This window comes from Croceicoccus ponticola (assembly GCF_004004515.1).
Classification (GTDB): domain Bacteria; phylum Pseudomonadota; class Alphaproteobacteria; order Sphingomonadales; family Sphingomonadaceae; genus Croceicoccus; species Croceicoccus ponticola.
Window position 1 is genome coordinate 1,134,055 of sequence record NZ_RXOL01000001.1, and the last position, 17,965, is coordinate 1,152,019.

General features: G+C 64.4%; 17 protein-coding genes. 5 read left to right on the forward strand and 12 right to left on the reverse strand.

Going from position 1 to position 17,965, the window contains the following annotated elements; genetic code table 11:
• The 4 genes from EKN06_RS05430 to EKN06_RS05445 form a co-directional block, all read right to left on the reverse strand.
• Entirely contained in the window at positions 1-801 is an 801-nt protein-coding gene (locus EKN06_RS05430) for a universal stress protein (RefSeq protein ID WP_127611789.1), read from the reverse strand.
• A gap of 113 nt (positions 802-914) precedes the next feature.
• The gene (locus tag EKN06_RS15780) at positions 915-1,217 is read right to left on the reverse strand and encodes a hypothetical protein (protein WP_127611790.1); all 303 of its coding nucleotides are present in this window, start codon (positions 1,215-1,217) and stop codon (positions 915-917) included.
• A 14-nt stretch (positions 1,218-1,231) separates the two neighbouring features.
• Positions 1,232-1,714, reverse strand: coding sequence for an Hsp20/alpha crystallin family protein (locus EKN06_RS05440; RefSeq protein ID WP_127611791.1), 483 nt, complete (start codon positions 1,712-1,714; stop codon positions 1,232-1,234).
• A gap of 318 nt (positions 1,715-2,032) precedes the next feature.
• Positions 2,033-2,614 (reverse strand): GNAT family N-acetyltransferase, encoded by a 582-nt coding sequence (locus EKN06_RS05445; RefSeq protein WP_164843936.1) that lies wholly within the window; start codon positions 2,612-2,614, stop codon positions 2,033-2,035.
• 214 nt (positions 2,615-2,828) lie between these two features.
• On the opposite strand from EKN06_RS05445, the gene EKN06_RS05450 reads away from it, so the two are divergent.
• The 3 genes from EKN06_RS05450 (at position 2,829) to EKN06_RS05460 (ending at position 5,041) form a co-directional block, all read left to right on the forward strand.
• The gene (locus EKN06_RS05450) at positions 2,829-3,974 is read left to right on the forward strand and encodes an AI-2E family transporter (protein WP_164843937.1); all 1,146 of its coding nucleotides are present in this window, start codon (positions 2,829-2,831) and stop codon (positions 3,972-3,974) included.
• 78 nt (positions 3,975-4,052) lie between these two features.
• Positions 4,053-4,814, forward strand: a complete 762-nt coding sequence (locus EKN06_RS05455) for an SDR family oxidoreductase (protein WP_127611794.1) — start codon at positions 4,053-4,055, stop codon at positions 4,812-4,814.
• Between the two features lie 35 nt (positions 4,815-4,849).
• A complete protein-coding gene (locus EKN06_RS05460; RefSeq protein ID WP_127611795.1) occupies positions 4,850-5,041 on the forward strand; it encodes a hypothetical protein in 192 nt (63 codons plus the stop codon).
• Here the strand turns inward: EKN06_RS05460 and EKN06_RS05465 are convergent.
• From EKN06_RS05465 to acsA, 5 genes are read right to left on the reverse strand one after another with little or no spacing between them, the layout of a single operon-like run.
• Positions 5,038-5,316: an acyl carrier protein gene (locus EKN06_RS05465; protein WP_127611796.1), complete on the reverse strand. Its 279-nt coding sequence runs from the start codon at positions 5,314-5,316 to the stop codon at positions 5,038-5,040. The two genes, EKN06_RS05460 and EKN06_RS05465, sit on opposite strands and share 4 nt — an antisense overlap.
• The gene (locus EKN06_RS05470) at positions 5,313-6,605 is read right to left on the reverse strand and encodes a dihydrolipoamide acetyltransferase family protein (RefSeq protein WP_240654611.1); all 1,293 of its coding nucleotides are present in this window, start codon (positions 6,603-6,605) and stop codon (positions 5,313-5,315) included. The genes EKN06_RS05465 and EKN06_RS05470 overlap by 4 nt, the downstream gene beginning before the upstream one ends.
• Positions 6,526-7,500: an alpha-ketoacid dehydrogenase subunit beta gene (locus tag EKN06_RS05475; RefSeq protein WP_127611798.1), complete on the reverse strand. Its 975-nt coding sequence runs from the start codon at positions 7,498-7,500 to the stop codon at positions 6,526-6,528. Before EKN06_RS05475 ends, EKN06_RS05470 begins: the two co-directional genes overlap by 80 nt.
• Positions 7,497-8,492, reverse strand: a complete 996-nt coding sequence (gene pdhA, locus EKN06_RS05480) for a pyruvate dehydrogenase (acetyl-transferring) E1 component subunit alpha (protein ID WP_127611799.1) — start codon at positions 8,490-8,492, stop codon at positions 7,497-7,499. The genes EKN06_RS05475 and pdhA overlap by 4 nt, the downstream gene beginning before the upstream one ends.
• On the reverse strand, positions 8,489-10,240 hold the full coding sequence (gene acsA, locus EKN06_RS05485; RefSeq protein WP_127611800.1) for an acetate--CoA ligase: 1,752 nt from the start codon (positions 10,238-10,240) through the stop codon (positions 8,489-8,491). The genes pdhA and acsA overlap by 4 nt, the downstream gene beginning before the upstream one ends.
• 160 nt (positions 10,241-10,400) lie before the next feature.
• On the opposite strand from acsA, the gene EKN06_RS05490 reads away from it, so the two are divergent.
• Positions 10,401-10,976 (forward strand): NAD(P)H-dependent oxidoreductase, encoded by a 576-nt coding sequence (locus tag EKN06_RS05490; protein ID WP_127611801.1) that lies wholly within the window; start codon positions 10,401-10,403, stop codon positions 10,974-10,976.
• A gap of 55 nt (positions 10,977-11,031) precedes the next feature.
• A complete protein-coding gene (locus tag EKN06_RS05495) occupies positions 11,032-13,674 on the forward strand; it encodes a cation-translocating P-type ATPase (RefSeq protein ID WP_127611802.1) in 2,643 nt (880 codons plus the stop codon).
• 6 nt (positions 13,675-13,680) lie between these two features.
• Here the strand turns inward: EKN06_RS05495 and EKN06_RS05500 are convergent, their stop codons facing one another.
• Genes EKN06_RS05500 through EKN06_RS05510 form a run of 3 tightly spaced genes read right to left on the reverse strand, consistent with a single transcriptional unit; the run spans position 13,681 to position 17,947 of the window.
• Positions 13,681-14,862: an efflux RND transporter periplasmic adaptor subunit gene (locus tag EKN06_RS05500; protein WP_240654612.1), complete on the reverse strand. Its 1,182-nt coding sequence runs from the start codon at positions 14,860-14,862 to the stop codon at positions 13,681-13,683.
• Positions 14,859-17,225 carry an ABC transporter permease gene (locus EKN06_RS05505; protein ID WP_240654613.1) on the reverse strand — a complete coding sequence of 789 codons (2,367 nt, stop codon included), beginning with the start codon at positions 17,223-17,225 and terminating at the stop codon, positions 14,859-14,861. The genes EKN06_RS05500 and EKN06_RS05505 overlap by 4 nt, the downstream gene beginning before the upstream one ends.
• On the reverse strand, positions 17,219-17,947 hold the full coding sequence (locus EKN06_RS05510) for an ABC transporter ATP-binding protein (RefSeq protein ID WP_127611803.1): 729 nt from the start codon (positions 17,945-17,947) through the stop codon (positions 17,219-17,221). Before EKN06_RS05510 ends, EKN06_RS05505 begins: the two co-directional genes overlap by 7 nt.
• Between the last annotated feature and the right edge of the window lie 18 nt (positions 17,948-17,965).

Consider the following 17,965-nt stretch of genomic DNA (forward strand, 5'->3'; position numbering starts at 1 on the left):
TCAGTGAGCCACAAACAAGGGGATCGGGCTTTGCGACAACATGGTTCGGGTCACTCCCCCGAACACCGCCTCTGCGACTGACGGCGTGCCATAGGCGCCCATCACGATGAAGGCCGCATTGCGGTTTTCGGCATGTTTCAGGATTACGTCGGCGACCGCGCCTCGGGTCTCCCGTTCGACGAGGTCTGCCGCGATGCCGTGGCGCGAAAGATACGTCGCCGCATCCTTCATCGCAAAGGCGCCCTCCGGCTGGTTGACCTCCAGCAAGACAACCTCGTTCGCGCGGGTCAAGAGCGGAACCGCGGCGCGCAAGGCTTCGTTGCCTGCCCGCGAACCATCCCACGCGACGACCACGGTTCCGGTAGCGTCCATGCCGCGGCATTGCGGCGGCACCGCCAGGATCGGACGTCTTGACGCCAGCGGCAGCCGTTCGGGCCGGGCGTGGCGTTTCTCATCCGCGTCATCGCCCAATCGCGCGGACACGACGATAAGGTCGGCCATCTGGGACGCGTCGATCATCGCCTCGACCAATGTGCCGTAAGTCTCCCCCATCGACCAAGCGACATCTTCTGTCGCCAGCCGCTGGGTCAGCCGGGCAACGTTCTTGCCCTCTCGCTCCTGCTCCTTGACCATGACGGTCGCTTCGAACGAGTCCGCGTAATAATCGGATATGATCATCGGCAGCGCCATGACGTCGAGGCATTCGAGATGACCGTTCAAGGCGCGCGTGACGTCGAGCGCCACCTGCAAGCGCGCCTCTTGTCCCGTATCGTCGTGCACGAGCAGCAAAATATTTTTCATGGCGAAGTTCTCCTGCCGGATCCTTCGCAAACCCTATGGGGCGGCGAGAAATCGGCTATCGGGAAAACTACGGAGCCAATGGCGTTGGTGACGCGCCGTGGCGCGCCATGCCGTCATCTCGCGATGCCGCACCCGGGGTCGTTACCCGTCGGCCAATCGTCGACATTCAAATCACAAGGCGGAACATCGTCGGGCGACATATCATCGACATTCATATAGTCGGGCGGCGTTTCGTCTGGGGGCATATCGTCGGGTGAGGGAAATTCCTCCGGCGAACGGTCCGGCTCGTCGATATCGGGCGACGGCGGATAAGTCTCCGGCGGCTCTTCGGGCTGAGGCTCGGCCGGCACCGGCTCGATCCCGGGGGGTTCCTGGGGTTCGATCCGGTCCGGCTGGCTGGGAGGGACGCTGGCCACGCTATGTCGCTGCGTCAGCTGACCGCGATCTTGCGAACGCGGCTTACGGCCTGCTTGTCCTTCTTCAGGTCGATCTTGAGCACGCCATGACGATACTTCGCCTCTATCCCTTCGGGGTCGACGTCTGCGGGCAGGGAAAGCTGCCGCCGGAACGAACCGTAGCTGCGCTCGCTGACGAGATAGTCACCCGTCTTCTCTTCGCTTTCGGCGCGCTTTTCACCCGATATCGAAAGGATGCCGTCGGCGTACTGCACGTCGATATCCTTTTCCTCCAGCCCCGGCAGTTCGACCGCCAGTTCGTAATGGTCCTTGCGATCCTTTAGCTCCACAGCCGGGCTGAATTCCATGACCGACGGCATGCGGAACATGCTGCGCATCGTGCGCGGAAAGCTCATCTCATCAAACAGCTGGTCGATTTCGTCGCGAAGGCGACCGAAGACGGCAGGCAGGTTGTGCTCGCGCGCGGTCTGGACAGGCAGGGTTGCTTGCTCGTTCATGGCGAATTGCTCCTTGGTTCGGCACGCCACGGCTTTGCCAGCGAGGCGTGTTCCAGCGGGTTAATCGTCACGACCGCCAAGCGGGATTGGGTAATTTACGGAAGGGCCGCCAGCTGCAAATGGTGTCTGCGTAATGACCGCATCGGGAACTTTACGAGTTAGCACGGGCATCCCTTCGCGCATATTATCGGGGATGCAGGCGGTCCTGCCCGGCGACCCGTCCCCGCCCGAGAGACCCCGGGGCCGCCTGCACAATTTCCCGCCCTTCGACAGACTGCAAACATGCGCGCGACGGGCGCGGTGGCCAGCCGGATCGGCTCAGTTGAATTCCGCTTCCACCAGCACCAGCGTGGGATCGCCATCATAAGCCCGCGCCCTGAAACCCAGCGTGCGTTCCACCTCCAGCGCGTCGTGGTTTGCCCTGCTTTCGATCGAGCGCAGCGTTTTCAGCCCCCGTTCGCGGGCTAGGTCGGCCGCATGGCGCAGCAGGGTCCAGCCGATGCCCTTGCCGCGAAATTCGTCCGCCACCACGACCGCGACTTCGGCGATCTCCAACCCCTTGTCTGCGACCAGCATTACGCTGCCCGCCAGCGCTCCCGATGCGTGGTCGAAAGCCAGCAGGTGTTCGGCCTGGCGATGATCCACCTCGATCATGCTGGCGATCTGATGGGGTTTCACGACGCTGAGACCGGTCAGGAAACGAAAGCGCAGGTCTTCTACGTCCATCCGGTGAAACAGGTCGGCCAGCGCAGGACCATCGGAAACCGTGACCGGCCGCAGGTCGAGCTTCATCCCGCTGCGGGTTTCCAGTTCCTGCGAAAAAGGTTCGCCAAGCGTGCGGTCGATCGCGTTGCCCATTGTCGTTCCTGTCTTTTCCCCGGGCGCGCGGCGCGCAGCCATCTTCAGATCCCTTGCGAGTTGGTCACCCATCGCGAAATTCGTAGAGTTCCCGATGGCCCCCGACACAAGGAACGCCAAAAGGAGTGGGCGACCGGCGCGCTACGGAGAATCCCTGATCGCGGCGGCGATGCGGTCCGCCCATCGTCGATCGTCAGCAGCCCGTGGGGACCAAGCGTGCGCCAGGAACAAAGCAATCGCGCGTCAGGATCGCGCCATGGCTAGGGGCCAGCCCCCGACCGTCGGCACGCGTCCCGACAACAGTGTCCCGGGGTTTGGCCCGGCACCAGCGGGTCGACGCGAATTCGCGGTCCGGCTGGTCATGGTCGTCATGGCTATTATCGCGACCTATGTGCTTTACGAACTGATCGACCTCGTCCTGCTCGCCTTCGCGGCGATCCTCGTCGCGATAACCTTGCAAGCCGCGGCCGATCCGCTGGTACGCACGGCCGGAATGCGGCGCGGGCCCGCACTGGCGATAAGCGGCACGCTCATGGTCATGTTGATCGCGCTGATCGTGGCCGCGTTCGGAGCTGAAATCGGGAGCCAGATGGACTTCGCGCTGGAACGCCTGCCGACCGCGGCGAGCGAACTTGTCCGGCGGCTCGAGGAATTGGGCATCTCGCACCAGATGCTCGCCGAATTGCGCGACCTTGCCGCCGGCGAAAAGGCCGCATTGTTGGCGGCCAGCGTGGCTGCCGATGCCGTGGGTATCATTGCGGCAGGAGTGCTGGTGATCGTCACCGGCGTCTATCTGGCCGCACAGCCGCGGGTCTATTTCGACGGCATGCTCGCGTTCGTGTCGTCGGCGCGAAGGCGCGCGGCGATCGAAGCTCTGTGCCTCGATGTGTCGGGCGAATTGCGGCACTGGCTCGTGGCTCAGATCATCCTCATGGTGCTGGTCGGTTCGCTCACCGGAATCGGCGCATGGATGCTGGGTCTGCCCGCGCCGATGGCGCTTGGCCTGATCGCCGGGTTGTTCGAATTCCTGCCCTATATCGGTCCGCTGCTCACCACCATTCCGGCCATCGCGCTCGGGCTGGCGATCGATATCGAAACCGCGATGCTGATGCTGGGCTGGATCTTCATCGTCCAGCAGCTCGAAGGCCTTTTTCTCACGCCCATGATCCTGAACAAGGCGGTCCGGCTTCCGCCTGCGGTTTCTTTGCTGGCACTTGTCGGCGCGGGGCTGCTGCTCGGCACGGCGGGCGTCCTGCTGGCGGCACCGGCCGCGGTCGTCGGTTATGTGATCTATCGCCGGATGCTCGGCCGGCGCGACGCGTTCGCAAGCGCCCTGCCCGCCGACCCTGCCAATTTGCCGCCCGATATTCAGCACGACGTGCCACCCGCCGCAATCCTGTGAGAGCGCGCTCTCCGTATCATCCCGAATGAAGCTTGCCTTGCCCCGCCGGTAGAAACCCGATCCGGGAAGGATGCGCGGATGATCGGGATAACCGGCATTGCAACAAAGGACTTGCGCCTCGTCGTTACGGGCGGCGCACGCGGCATCGGCGCGGCGACCGCGCGGTTGCTGGCACGCGATGGCGCGCGTGTCATGATCTGCGACGTCATCGACGATGAAGGCGCGACGCTGGCCGGCGAGCTTGGACCCGGCGTGCGCTATCAGCGGCTCGACGTGACGAGCGCCGATGACTGGAACGATGCGCTTGCCGCCGCCGAAGCCGCGTTCGGGCACGTCAACGCCCTGTTCAACAACGCCGGCATATTGGGGTTGGGCAGCGTCACCGAATGCACGCCCGACGATTTTCGTCGGATCATCGAAGTCAACCTCACCGGCATGTTCCTGGGTATTCGCGCCTCGGTTCCGGCCCTGCGGCGCGCAGGCGGCGGCGTCATCGTCAACACATCGTCCACCGCCGGACTGCAAGGATATGGCGGGCTGGCCGCCTATGTCGCCAGCAAGTGGGGCCTGCGCGGCCTGACCAAGGCGGCGGCGCTCGATCTTGCCCCCGATGACATCCGCGTCGTTTCTGTCCACCCCGGCCCTATCCGGACGCCGATGACTGCAAACATGTCGGACGCCGTGGCCGCGGCCCAACCGATCCCGCGTTTCGGAGAGGCGGACGAAGTCGCAAGGATGGTCCGCTTCCTGTTGACGGAGGCGAGTTATTCCACCGGCAGCGAATTCGTGATCGATGGCGGCGCAGTGACGGGACAAGTCATTCCGCTTGGCGAGGAATAGGCACGACATAACAAAGACAGAGGATAGAAAAAGGCATGTTTCCCAATTCCCTGATCGAATGCATCCGCGACGGGCGGCACCCGCGCCAGTCGGAACTCGAAGCCTTGAGCGATCGTCTCTGGCGCGAAGGGTTGTCGCACATCGCGGTTTGTCAGCCCGGACTCGCCCGCGTCATGGCACGGGTGGCCACGCTGGGGGCCGAACGCGTCCGTGCGGCTTGCGCCTAGCTGGCGCTATCTGGTGAAGACGACGTTCCAGCACCAAGCCGGTCGCCCAAGTATCGGACGCCGCCGCCGATCGTGACCAGTTGCCCGACGTCGGCATCGGGAATGTCGATACCCAGCTTCTTGCTCAACGCGATCACGATGTTGAAAATATCCATTGAATCAAGGTCGATCGCTTCGCGCAGATCCTCGTCCTCGGCAATGACAGCCAGATCGGCTTCGGGCGCGATATTGCCTATTTCCTCCAGCATGGCGGCGCGAAGGTCGCTTTCGTTCATAGCACTCCCGGCTCCTGCATCAGTTTGTCGATCCGCAGCAGCAGCAGCGCGCCCCGGTGGCCGTCGTTGGCGCGATGATCGCCCGCCAGCGATACTTGCACGATCGGCCGCACGGCCAGCGCATCGCCCACCGCCCATGGCCGGGGCAACGCTGCGCCAAAGCCGATGATGGCGACCTGCGGCGGATAGATCACCGGCAACAGCGCCTCCACCCCCCGATCGCCAAGGTTCGACACGGTCACGGTCGGATCGCTGATTTCCGACGAATGGAAACGCCCGTTGCGCACCCGCCCGACAAGCTCGCGCATCTGGGTCATCAACCGAGCCAGTGGCAATTTGTCGACATCGTGGATCGCGGGCGCAGCCAGCCCACCGCCGCGAATGGAGATCGCAAGGCCGGTGTGGATGGACGACGATGGCTGAAACTTGCCATCTTCGTAGAAACCGTTGAATTCGCCGTAATCGAGCAAGGCCAGCGCCACCGCCTTGAGCTGGAGCGCGCCCATCAACAATCGTTGTTCAGGCAGGCGCTGGGCATTATAGGCGTTCAGCCAAGCGGTGGCGGCCGACATGTCCATCGAATGGGACAGGTAATAATGCGGTATCTCTCGCTTTGATCGCGCCATCGCCGCGGCAATCGCGCGGCGCATGGGCCCAAGGTCGGCGGCTGCCGATGCCGCAGGCTTTGCCGCCTGCCCCTCGACATCCGTAGGCCCCTGGACATCCGCATGCCCCTCGACATCCGACACCACGATGGCGCCGCCCGCGCCGGTTCCGGTCAGTGCCGAAAGATCGATGCCGCGCTCTTGCGCCAACTTGCGTGCAGCCGGGGACGCCAATGGTACAGCGGACGGAGGCGGCGGCACGTGTTCGGGTGCCGCAACTGGCGGGGCTTCGACCGTGAGCGGAGGAGCTTCGACCGCAACCGGCCCAGCGTCGACCGCGACAACCGGTGTGACGACCGCCGCTTCCCCCTCCGCGCGGATCGATGCCAACGGCGTTCCGACCGGCACCTTGCTGCCCGGTTCGACCAAAAGCTTTTCCAGAATGCCCGTTTCGAAAACCTCGACCTCTATCGCGCCCTTTTCGGTTTCGACGACCGCGATGATGTCACCGTGCGCGATGGCATCGCCCGGCTTGCGCAACCATTCGACCAGCGTGCCCGCCTCCATCCCCGCGCCCAGCGACGGCATGGCGAACAGGCCCACGTCAGCGGCCCAGAACCGCGCGGGCGGCGGATACGATCCGCTCCACGCTCGGCAGGGCCGCTGCCTCGAGATGCGCGGCATAGGGGATCGGGACTTCCGCGCTGCACACCCGGGCCAGCGGGGCATCCAGCGTCCAGAATCCGCCTTCGACGATGCGGGCCATGATCTCCGCCGAAATGCTGCCCGAACGCCATCCTTCGTCGACGATGACGGCCCGGCGGGTCTTGGCCACGCTGGTCAGGATCGCCGCTTCGTCCAGCGGACGCAGAACGCGAAGGTCGATCACTTCGGCGCTGATGCTTACCGCCGCCAGCTGCTCTGCCGCGGCCAGCACTTTGCCCAGCGATCCGCCATAAGTGATCAGGCTGACATCGCCCCCTTCGCGACGCACGACGGCCCTGTCGATGTCGCATGTCGGCTCACCCGCGATATCGGCGCTGTCGTTGTAGAGTAGCGCGTTTTCGAAGATCAGCACCGGGTCCGGATCGTCCAGCGCGGGCTTCAGCATCCAGCGGGCATCCTCCACCGTGGCCGGGGTCAGGACGCGCAGGCCGGGGATATGCGCGAACCAGCCTTCAAGGCTGTGGGAATGCTGCGCCGCCAGTTGTCGCCCGCCGCCGGTCGCCATGCGGATCACGACGGGCACGTTGAACTGGCCGCCCGACATGTGGCGGATCGTTGCGGCATTGTTCATGATCTGATCGAGCGCGAGGAGCGAGAAGTTGCATGTCATCAGTTCCACGATCGGGCGCATGCCGCCCATCGCCGCGCCGATGCCGATGCCGGTGAACGCGCTTTCCGAAAGCGGCGTATCGCGAACTCGGCCAGGGCCGAATTCCTCAAGCAGGCCCTTGGATACCGCGTAACTACCGCCGTAATGGCCCACGTCCTCGCCCATCAGGAACACGCGCGTATCGGCCAGCATCGCCTCGCGGATCGCTTCGCGCATAGCCTCGCGATAGGTCATGACCGTCATGCCCGCGCCTCCGCCCCGACATGGCGGGTCAGCGTGTCGACCGGCTCCCACGTGCCCTTTTCGGCAAAATCTGTGGCGTCGGCGACTTCGGCGGCGACTTCGGCTTCGATTTTCGCAATGTCGTCATCGTGCAATTCACCCGCGGCCACGGCCCAATCGCGAAAGCGGACGATGGGGTCGCGCTTCATCCAATCCTCGATCTCCTTCTTTTTACGGTAAAGCTGCGGATCAAACATCGAATGGGCGCGAAAGCGATAAGTCCGGCATTCGAGGAAGAACGGCCCCTTGCCATCGCGAATAGCGGCGACGGCGCGACGGGCCGCAGCCTCCACATCCACCACGTTCATGCCGTCGACGACTTCAGACGGTACCCTGTAACCCGCGGCCTTGGTCCGCAGGTCCGTTTCCGATTCCGACAGGGTCAATGCGGTGCCCATGGCGTAAAGGTTGTTTTCGCACACGAAAAGCACGGGCAAACGCCACAACGCGGCAAGGTTCATCGTTTCGTGAAATTCGCCTTCGGCCGCCGCGCCTTCGCCAAAAAAGCAGGCCGTGACACCGGCGCGCGACTGCATCGCGTCGGCCAACGCAAGGCCCGCCGCAATCGGCATTCCACCCGCCACGATAGCGTTGCCGCCGTAAAAGCGGTTAGCCGCATCGAACAGATGCATCGATCCCCCGCGCCCGCCGCTGCACCCTTCCTGCTTGCCATACATTTCGGCCATGATCCGCCGGGCCGATATGCCGCGCACCAGCGCGTGGCCGTGCTCGCGGTACGTGGCAACCACCGCGTCGTCGGGTGTTAGCGCCTGCATCACGCCAACGGCTACAGCCTCCTGCCCAATGTACAGATGCAGAAAGCCGCGGATCTTTTCCTTCGTGTAAAGCTCGGCGCACCTTTCCTCGAATCGCCGCACGCGGATCATCTGGCGCAGCAGTTCGCGGCAATGGGCATGGTCGAGCTTTACGCGCACGGCGGCGGCATCGGTCATGGCGACCCCTCCAGCGTGGAAGTGTCCCCTTCGGGCAGCCCCAGTTCGCGTGCCTTTAGCAAGCGGCGCATGATCTTGCCCGATCGGGTGCGCGGCAGGGTGTCGCGAAATTCGATCTGGCGCGGCGCGATCGCGGCGCCAAGCTTGGCCCGCGCGTGGCCCATGATCTGTTTACGCAGCGCATCGTCCGGTTCGTAGCCGGTGTGCAGGGTGACGAACGCCTTCACGATTTCGCCCGCGCGTTCGTCCGGTATGCCGATGACCGCCGCCTCCGCCACGGCAGGATGCTCGACCAGCGCGCTTTCCACCTCGAACGGACCGATCAGGTGGCCCGACGACTTGATGAGATCGTCGGCGCGTCCCACAAACCAGTAATAACCGTCGGCATCGCGCGCGGCGATATCGCCTGAAAGATACCAGCCGTCGCGAAACGCCCGGTCATAGCGTTCGTCTTCGTCGAGATAGGCGCGAAACATGCTGGGCCAGCCGGGACGAAGTGCCAGTTCGCCAGACTCCATTGCACGGTCGATCACGCGCAAGTGTTTGCCGCTGGTATCGACGATCGCCGCCTCCACCCCTGGCAGCGGCTTGCCCATCGAACCGGGCATTACGTCCATGCTGGCGAAATTGGCGATCATGATGCCGCCGGTTTCGGTCTGCCACCAATTGTCGTGGAATGGGCGCCCGAAAACCTTGTGGCTCCATTGCACCGCTTCGGCATTCAGCGGTTCGCCCACGCTCGCCATGAAGCGCAGGCGCGACAGGTCGCGGGCGTGGGCAAGCTCTGCCCCCGCCTTCATCAGCAGCCGGATCGCGGTGGGCGCGGTGTACCAGACGGTCACCTGCTCACGCTCCAGCATGGCGTACCAGCGTCCCGCGTCGAATTCGGCCTCGTCCACCACCATCGTCACGCCGTTCGTCAGCGGGGCGATGATGCCATAGGACGTGCCCGTGACCCATCCCGGGTCGGCGGTGCACCAGAACACGTCGTCTTCGTGCAGATCGAGGGCGATCCGTCCGGTGGCATGATGCGCAACGACCGCTTCGTGCACATGGACCGCGCCCTTGGGCTTGCCGGTCGTGCCGCTGGTGAAATGCAGCAGGGCCATGTCTTCTGGACGAGTGGCGATTGTGGTGAAATCGGCAGGAGTCCGAGCCAAAGCCTGCGTCAGGTCGACCACCCCTTCGCACGGCTCCCCCCCCTCTCCCACCAACAGGACATCCCGCAGCGATGGCAGTTGGGCGCGATCCGGCGCGACCTTTTTCGCGTAGTCGCGAGGCGATGCAATCAACACTTCGGCCTTGCCGATGGCCATCCGCGCGCGCACCGGTTCGGGGCCGAACGCGGAATAGAGCGGGCAGAACACGCCCCCCGCCTTCAACGTGCCGATGGCGGCGATGTAGAGTTCGGGCACCCGGCCCAGCAATGAAAAGACCCTAACCCCGCGCCCGTGCCCCATATCGCCGAGCAAGCGGGCAAACCGGTCGGTTTCGACCTTTAGCTCGGCATAAGTGTAGCTTCGCCGCGTTCCGTCCTTGCCGAACCAGCGCAAAGCCTCGTGCGCGCCGCGGTCATGCGCGACGTGCCGATCGACTGCTTCGTACGCGATGTTGAGAGCGCCATGCGGCAAATGGTCGAGCAATTTGCGCAATTCGCCCCACCCAAGGGTCTTAAGCGCCTCGTCGTAGTCCGGCATGTTCGCTGCCGCCCGCTCCGCCGCGGATTTCCGTATGGGCGGCAGCGCCATCAGGCGGATCGGTTCAAGGCGCAGATGAATGACGGCATGTCACCCTTGTCGCGGGGCCATGCCGCCGGGTAACCTAGGAATATCCCGTATCGGGATGGCCCGCCCGCCCTCCGGGATTCTACGCATATCGCCCAAGGTTGCCCCGGGCCTTGATGGCGCGATGTCCAGAATCCTCGTCATTGACGGCCACCCCCACCCGGATCCCGGCCATTTCGTACACGCGCTAGCCCGGTCCTATGCCGATGCCGCGCGGCAAGTTCACGAAGTCCGGGTAATCGAAGTCGCGAAGCTGGATTTTCCGGTTCTGCGCGATCCCGAAGACTGGAAGACGGGCGAGCTGCCGGTGACACTACAAGAAGCGCAGGACGACATCGGCTGGGCCGCACATATCGTCATTCTGTACCCCCTGTGGCTCGGTGACGTTCCGGCTCTGCTGAAAGCATTTCTCGAACAGGTCGCCCGCCCCGGCTTTGCGATCGATCCGCTGGGAGACGGCTTCTTTCACAAACTGCTGACGGGACGGTCTGCTCGCGTCATCGTCACGATGGGTATGCCCGCCGCCGCCTATCGGCATTTTTTTCGCGAACACAGCGTAAAGAGCCTGAAGCGCAATATTCTGCATTTCGTAGGCATCAAGCCTGTCCGGATCACCTTGATCGGCGATGTGGACAGCGGTGCCGGACATCGGGAAACCTGGCTGCGCAAGATCGCGGATCTTGGCCGCGAGGGGCGATGATCTTCACCACGACCAGGTTCGTCGGGCCGGAATTGTCGACCAGCGCCGATAAGTAATGGACGCGTTGGGCCACCACGACTGGCATGCCCACACCGCAACCGCAGCGCTCTATCTGCTCGACACGCGACCGGCGGGGTTGGACGAAGAAGAGGCCGCTCGTCGGCTCGTCCGGTCAGGGCCGAACGCCATGCCCGAGCCGCGCGCCACCGGTGTTCTGCGCGCATTCCTCGGCCAATTCGCCAGCCCGCTTGTCTATCTCCTGCTGCTGGCCGGCGTGCTGTCGCTCGTTGTCGGTGATCGCTGGGATGCCTGGTTCATCTTTGGCGTCCTGATCACGAATGCGACGATATCGACGTTTCAGGAAACCAAGGCCGATGTCAGCGCGCGTGCCTTGCGTTCGCTGATCCCGCAGATGGCGCATGTGCGCCGGTCGGGTCTCCCCCGTGACGTACCGTCGGTCGAAATCGTGCCGGGCGATATCGTCGAATTGCAGAGCGGGATGCGAATTACGGCGGACCTGCGGTTGCTGGAAACGCTGGGCCTGCAGATCGACGAAGCGCCGCTGACTGGCGAATCCCTGCCCGTGACGAAGGATGCGAAACTGGTCCTTTCCGAAACCACGACCGCGCCCGATCGCCGCAACATGGCCTTTGCCGGAACCACGGTCGCCGCCGGACGCGGGTTGGCGGTGGTGGTCGAAACCGGGCGCCATACGCGTTTGGGTCATATCGGCATCTCTTTGGAAGAAGCCGCGCACATGGGGATCGACACCCCGCTGGTGCGGCGGCTGGCACATCTTGCCAGGCAGATCGCGATCGGTGCCGGGGCGCTGATACTCATGCTGTCCATCGTGCTGTGGCTACAGGGCGAAGAAGCGCGGTACATTCTGCTGCTCGCCATCGCGCTGGCCGTGGCCGCCGTGCCCGAAGGATTGCCTGTGGCAGTGACAGTGGCCTTGTCTGCGGCATCGCGCCGGATGGCACGGCGCAACGTGATCGTCCGCGAACTTCCGGCGGTAGAGGGGCTAGGCGCATGCACCCTCATCGCGACGGACAAGACGGGCACGCTGACGATGAACCGCCTGACCGTACACCGCGTCCTGTTTCCCGATAGCGCGGCCATGGAACGTGAGGGGTGGCAAGACCGCGACGGCAGCCGAATGTTGCAGGAACTCTCGCTGGCTGCCGGCCTGTGCAACGAAGCGCACCTTACCGATGCGGGCAGCCCCGTCGGCGATGCGGTCGATGTCGCCCTGTTGCAGTTTGCCCGTGAAGCCGCGCTTCATGCAGAGTGCGGCGGGCATGGCATCGATGCGAACGGGATGATCGCCGCCGAACGGCTTTCGATCATCCCTTACGAACCGGAACTGCGGTATGCGGCGGTGGAAGCAGAATATGGCGGGGAAACGCGGATCGTGGTCAAGGGTGCGCCCGAAACCGTGGTGCCGATGTGCAGCGGCGACACGACCGGGCTTGCCACGTTGGCCGATGGTTTTGCGGCCGAAGGTTATCGCGTGCTGTTGCTGGCATCGGGTGGGGCCGACGGGCGCACGGGCCACATACGCGACCGGTTGCAGGGTCTGACGCCGCTGGGTTTCGTCGGGCTGACCGATCCGCTGCGGCCCGGCGTGATCGAAGCCGTGGCCCATTGCCGCGAAGCCGGGATCGACGTGCGCATGATAACCGGCGATCACCCCGCCACCGCCAAGGCCATCGCGCGGCAGATCGGCCTTTCCGTCAACAACGGCAGCGTGCTCACCGGGTCAGAGCTGGCTTCGCTGTCGCCCGAAACGCTGGGACCCCGCGTTGCCGCCGCGCACGTATTCGCGCGCATCGAACCAGAGCAGAAGCTGACCATCGTCCGCACGCTTGCCGATCAGGGCCACATCGTCGCGGTGACGGGCGACGGCGTGAATGATGGCCCTGCGCTGCAAGCAGCCGATATCGGCATCGCGATGGGGATCAAGGGCACCGACGTCGCGCGCGGGGCGGCGGACCTGATTCTGGCCGATGATAATTTCGCGTCCATCGTTTCGGGCGTGGAAGAAGGCCGGATCACGTTTTCCAACGTGCGCAAGATCGTGCTGTTCATGCTGGCGACCGGGGTCGCCGAAATCGCGATGTTCCTGGCCGCGCTGGCAGCCGGACTTCCGCTGCCGCTCACTCCGATCCAGCTCCTGTGGCTGAACCTCGTCACCAACGGGGTGCAGGATATCACCCTGGGCTTCGGGCGCGGCGAAGGCGATGAATTGAAACATCCGCCGCGACGCGCACTGGCCATGCTGGTGGATCGCGAGGCGCTGATCCTCATGGCGCCGGGCGCACTGGTGATGACGATACTGGCGATCTGGATGCTCGACGCGCAGCTTTCGGCGGGACAATCGCTTAATGACGCGCGCAATGCCGTGCTGCTGATGGTCGTTTTGTTCCAGAATGCATTCCTGCTGGCGGTGCGCCATTTGCGCAGCCCGTTCTGGCGCTGGCGCGCGCCCGAAAACGGATGGCTGTTCGCCGGGCTGGGAACCGCGCTCGCGCTGCAGGCGGGGGCGATGCACCTGCCCTTTACCCAGCGCGTGCTTGGCATCCACGCCGTCGATGCAGCGGTGCTGGTCCAGTGCCTTGGCGCGGCGCTGCTGGTACTTCTGGTAACCGAAGCTGCCAAGATCTTCATATACCGCGCGCCGGCACCGGAAAGGTAGGGCCGATTAACGCCGGCGAATGCGGGTCCCATCGTCCACGATGCGACCGGGGTTGAGCACGACCCGATCGCCCGGCGAAAGCCCGTTCAGCACTTCGCCGAACTGTTCGTTCAAATGTCCGATCACGACATCGCGCACCCGCGCGCGACCGTCGGCATCGATCAGCACCTGCCACCCACCTGTTTCCCCGCGAAACAGCGCGCCCACCGGCACGCGCACGACATCTTCGTCGCGCCACAGGATTATCGTGCCGTCCACCTGATACCCATGGCCCAGCGACGCGATCGCGGCCGCAGCTTCTGGCGCGAAGTCGACGATGACGTTCACGCGCTGCTCTTCGATGCCCAGGGCGGAGATTTTCAGCCGGCCGAACGGTTCGACGATGCGAACCTTGCCCGGCAGCGGGTTCGGACCGCCCCAACGGGTAATCTCGACCGCCGCGCCCGGCTTGACCTGCACCGCCTCGCGCGAAAGCAGGTCGACGACGACTTCGATCTGCGCAGGATTGCCAATTTCCATCAGCGGCGTACCCAGGGCAACGACGCCCTCGCTTTCGTTCAGCCGGCGCAAGACAACGCCGCTGACGGGCGACCGGACTGCCACCGCACCGCCGTGCGGCAGGCCCGTTGCCGCCGGTTCCGCCATGGCCGATTGCAGCCTGCGGCTTTCCGCGCGGGCGCGCTGCACGTCGGCCTCGGCTGTCCGGGCCGCCGCGCGCGTCGCGTCCAACTGCGCCTTGGGCAGGAAGCCGCGCCTTGCCAGTTCCTCGGCCCGCGAAAGGTCGCCGCGCGCAAGGTCGAGCGCCGCAACAGTCGCGCGCTCGGCTGCCCGCGCTGCATTGAGCGCATCGCCAAGTTCGCCGCGTGTCCGCGTGTCGAGCGGTGTCGACGGCGCCCCGGCCATCCGGGCCAGCACTGTGCGGTTCGCGAAGACCGGGTCGCCGGCATCAAGCTCGATCCGCGTGACATAGCCTGTGACTGGCGCCGACACTGTGTAGAGATCGTGGACCCGCGTCACGCCGTCGTCGGTGATGCCGACCTGCATGGGGCCGCGCGTCACTTCCGCCTCGTCCACCCGGACGGCTTCGGGCCAGAACGCAAAGGCGAGCCCCGCACCGACAAGCACCGTCACCAGCAGCGCCCAGCGCCAGCGCACGATCCGCGCCCAGATTGTCTGTGCCTCGATCATTCGTGCGACTTCAGGACGCGGACCATGTCGAGCCCGGTGACGCGCCGGATGACGACGGCAGCAGTCAGTAAGGCCGCGATCAGGATTACGACCGCGGCAAACCCGTAAGTCGCGCGTGAAGGTGCGAAGGGCAGGCGAAACAGGTCGGAACTGAACATCGCGGTCATCAACTGAGCCATCCAGTAACCGAGAAAACACCCGACAGGCAGGGCCAACACGACCAACAACGCAAGCTCCCCCAACAGAACGGTCGCGACCTCGGTTTTGTGATAACCCAGCACGCGCAATGTGGCGAGTTCGTGCGCGCGTTCGGAAAACAGGATCCGCGCGCTGTTGTAAACGACGCCGACCGCGATCGCGCTGGCAAAGGCAACGTAAAAGCCAATCATGGTGATGATGTTCCGGTCGATCATCGCTTCGAACAATCGCATCGCAGCCACGCGCTCGGTCACGCCCAGCACGATGGGCATTTCGTTAAGGTGGGCAATGATGTCATCGCGATGGGCGGGATCGATCTTCAACTGCGCGGCACCGACCACGGCCCCGTCACGCGCCATCCGTTCGACCACTGCGTTCTCGGCATAGGCCCGGGTGCCGACGAGTTCGTCGATGGTGCTCGTCACCGGAACCAAGGTTTTCGTGCGCCGTCCGCCAAGCAATTCGATCTCAACCTCGTCGCCCGCCCGCACGTCCAGCCGTTCCGCCAGCAACCGGCTGAGCATCACGCCCGATACCGGCAGCGGCACTGCCCGCCCGTCGGCATCGATGCGGGCGGTCAGCGTCGCATCACGGGCCGCACCTTCGATTGCTGCACGTTCGCTGCGTGGCCCGTGGACCAGCCGGACGGGAACGGTGCGCGTGGCTTCGACCGCGATGACACCGGGTAGAGCGGCGAGTTCGTAAATCACATCTTCGTTCCGCGCTTCGATGAAGGATACGGTCAGATCCTGCTGTTGCGCGCGAAAGAAAAAATCGTTGAGCATGATCCGCGAGGAATCGATAAATTGCACGGTGGAAAACAATAGCGCGAGCGACAGGGCGACGCCGAACGTCGTGACGGCAGACCGCCCGGGCCAGCGTGCAATGTGGCGCACGATCATGTGGCCCACAGACGTGAAGCCGGCGCGGCGGCTGACCCGTTCGACCATGCCCACGCGATAGACAGGCGGCTGGGGCGGCGACATGGCGACGGCAGGGTTCAGCCGCACCGCCGTCCTGACACCGCCCATCGCACCCAATGCCGCCGATCCCGCAGCCAGCGCGCCGCCCGTGACGAAAACGGGTGCGGACACGCGGTAATCGAGGAACGGGAAACGATAATAATCGCCATATAGCGTGGTCATTTCGCGCCCCATCCACCAGCCCAGCAGCGATCCCAGCGCGATGCCGATGGCCGCGACGGCCAGCGCGAATTTGAGGTAGTGCCAGCCAATGGCATAGCTGGAATAGCCGAACGCCTTGATCAGCCCGATTTCCTGCCGTTCGGTCCGGATCAGGCGGCCCAGCACGATGTAGACGAGGAAGGTCGACACCAGCAGGAAGATTGGCGGGATGACCCGCGTCATTGCCTCGAGCTGCATCAATTCGTTGTCGAGAAACGCGTTCGAAGGGTGGTCGTCGCGGCCATAGGCGCCAGTCCCACCATAAGGTTCGACCAGCGCGTCGAGCCTGCGGATCACTTCTGATTCGACCGCCCCTCTATCCAGCACGACTGCGATGGAGGTGATGGCCTGCGTGCGGTTCGTCGCCGCCTCCAGGGCCTTTTGCCCCATCCACAGGATGCCGAACCGGCTTTCGTCGGGTACCAGTTCGCCCGGCGCGATGGCCCAGATATAGTCCGGCGCAAGGCCGATGCCGACGATCTTCAACCTGTCGCGATTGCCATAGATGACAGCGTCGATCTCGTCGCCCGGCACAATCCCGTTGGCGTCGGCAAAGGCCTTATCGACCACAACCTCGCCGGACTCGTCGATACCCGGGCCGCGCCCGCGAAGGATTACCAGTTGGTTGAGATCTGATTTTCCGCCGTCGCCAACCGAATTGATGACCGCCCGGATCGCTTCTGTGCGTCCCGGCATTTCCAGCGTGGCATATTGTTCGATCCGGCCTTCGGCGCGCGCGACTCCGTCCAGTTCCCTGACCCGGTCGACGATGCTGCGCGGCGCGCGGGTCATCGACGCAAAGACGTCCGCAAAGTGATTGCGTTGGTAATAGGCATCGCGCGTTTCGATCAGCGAGCGGTGGACGCCCAGCGACATCACAAATGTCGACATGGCGGCCGCGATCACCAGTGCGATGGCAAATGCCTGACCGCGCATGCGCCAAAGATCGCGCGCCAGCTTCCTGTCCAGCGAGGTCACCATTTAATCTCCGCCGCCGCGATCCGAGTCTCGTTGACGACGATCGACGCGATCCTGCCGTCGAGGAAATGGAACACCCTGTCCGCCATCGCCGCGATCCCGGCATTATGGGTGATGAGGATCAGCGTCGTGCCAAGTTCAGTGTTGGCGCGGGCCAGCGTTTCGAGCACGCGCACTCCCGTTCCGCTGTCCAGCGCGCCGGTCGGTTCGTCGCACAACAGCACGCCGGGCCGCTTGGCGATGGCGCGGGCCACGGCGACGCGCTGCTGTTCGCCGCCCGAAAGCTGAGCCGGGAAATGGTCCATCCGCGCGGCCAGGCCGACCCGTTCCAGCGCTTCTTCGGCGGGCATCGGGTCGGCGGCAATGTCAGTAACCAGTTGCACGTTTTCGCGCGCGGTGAGGCTGGGGATCAGGTTGTAGAATTGAAAGATGAAGCCGATGTTCGCGCGGCGAAACCGGGTCAGGTCGGCATCGTCGAGCGCGGTAAGTTCCGTGTCGCGATACCACAGCGTTCCCGACGTCGCCCGGTCCAGCCCGCCAATGATGTTGAGCAAGGTCGACTTGCCGCTGCCCGAAGGGCCGAGCAGGACGAGCACCTCGCCCACCGCGATATCGAGATCGACGCCGCGCAGCGCCTGCACTTCGGTTTCGCCGGTGACGTAAATCTTGCGCAAGTCCCGCCCGTTAAAGGCGGACTTCGACGCTGGTGCTTCCTCGTCTGCCATCGACCGGTGATACGAAGT

Coding starts and splice junctions, on each gene's coding strand:
- EKN06_RS05430 (WP_127611789.1), bottom strand. CDS start 801: ATGAAAAATATTTTGCTGCTCGTGCACGACGATACGGGACAAGAGGCG.
- EKN06_RS05440 (WP_127611791.1), bottom strand. CDS start 1,714: ATGAACGAGCAAGCAACCCTGCCTGTCCAGACCGCGCGCGAGCACAAC.
- EKN06_RS05445 (WP_164843936.1), bottom strand. CDS start 2,614: ATGGCTGCGCGCCGCGCGCCCGGGGAAAAGACAGGAACGACAATGGGC.
- EKN06_RS05450 (WP_164843937.1), top strand. CDS start 2,829: ATGGCTAGGGGCCAGCCCCCGACCGTCGGCACGCGTCCCGACAACAGT.
- EKN06_RS05455 (WP_127611794.1), top strand. CDS start 4,053: ATGATCGGGATAACCGGCATTGCAACAAAGGACTTGCGCCTCGTCGTT.
- EKN06_RS05460 (WP_127611795.1), top strand. CDS start 4,850: ATGTTTCCCAATTCCCTGATCGAATGCATCCGCGACGGGCGGCACCCG.
- EKN06_RS05465 (WP_127611796.1), bottom strand. CDS start 5,316: ATGAACGAAAGCGACCTTCGCGCCGCCATGCTGGAGGAAATAGGCAAT.
- EKN06_RS05470 (WP_240654611.1), bottom strand. CDS start 6,605: ATGCCGCGCATCTCGAGGCAGCGGCCCTGCCGAGCGTGGAGCGGATCG.
- EKN06_RS05475 (WP_127611798.1), bottom strand. CDS start 7,500: ATGACGGTCATGACCTATCGCGAGGCTATGCGCGAAGCGATCCGCGAG.
- pdhA (WP_127611799.1), bottom strand. CDS start 8,492: ATGACCGATGCCGCCGCCGTGCGCGTAAAGCTCGACCATGCCCATTGC.
- acsA (WP_127611800.1), bottom strand. CDS start 10,240: ATGGCGCTGCCGCCCATACGGAAATCCGCGGCGGAGCGGGCGGCAGCG.
- EKN06_RS05490 (WP_127611801.1), top strand. CDS start 10,401: ATGTCCAGAATCCTCGTCATTGACGGCCACCCCCACCCGGATCCCGGC.
- EKN06_RS05495 (WP_127611802.1), top strand. CDS start 11,032: ATGGACGCGTTGGGCCACCACGACTGGCATGCCCACACCGCAACCGCA.
- EKN06_RS05500 (WP_240654612.1), bottom strand. CDS start 14,862: ATGATCGAGGCACAGACAATCTGGGCGCGGATCGTGCGCTGGCGCTGG.
- EKN06_RS05505 (WP_240654613.1), bottom strand. CDS start 17,225: ATGGTGACCTCGCTGGACAGGAAGCTGGCGCGCGATCTTTGGCGCATG.
- EKN06_RS05510 (WP_127611803.1), bottom strand. CDS start 17,947: ATGGCAGACGAGGAAGCACCAGCGTCGAAGTCCGCCTTTAACGGGCGG.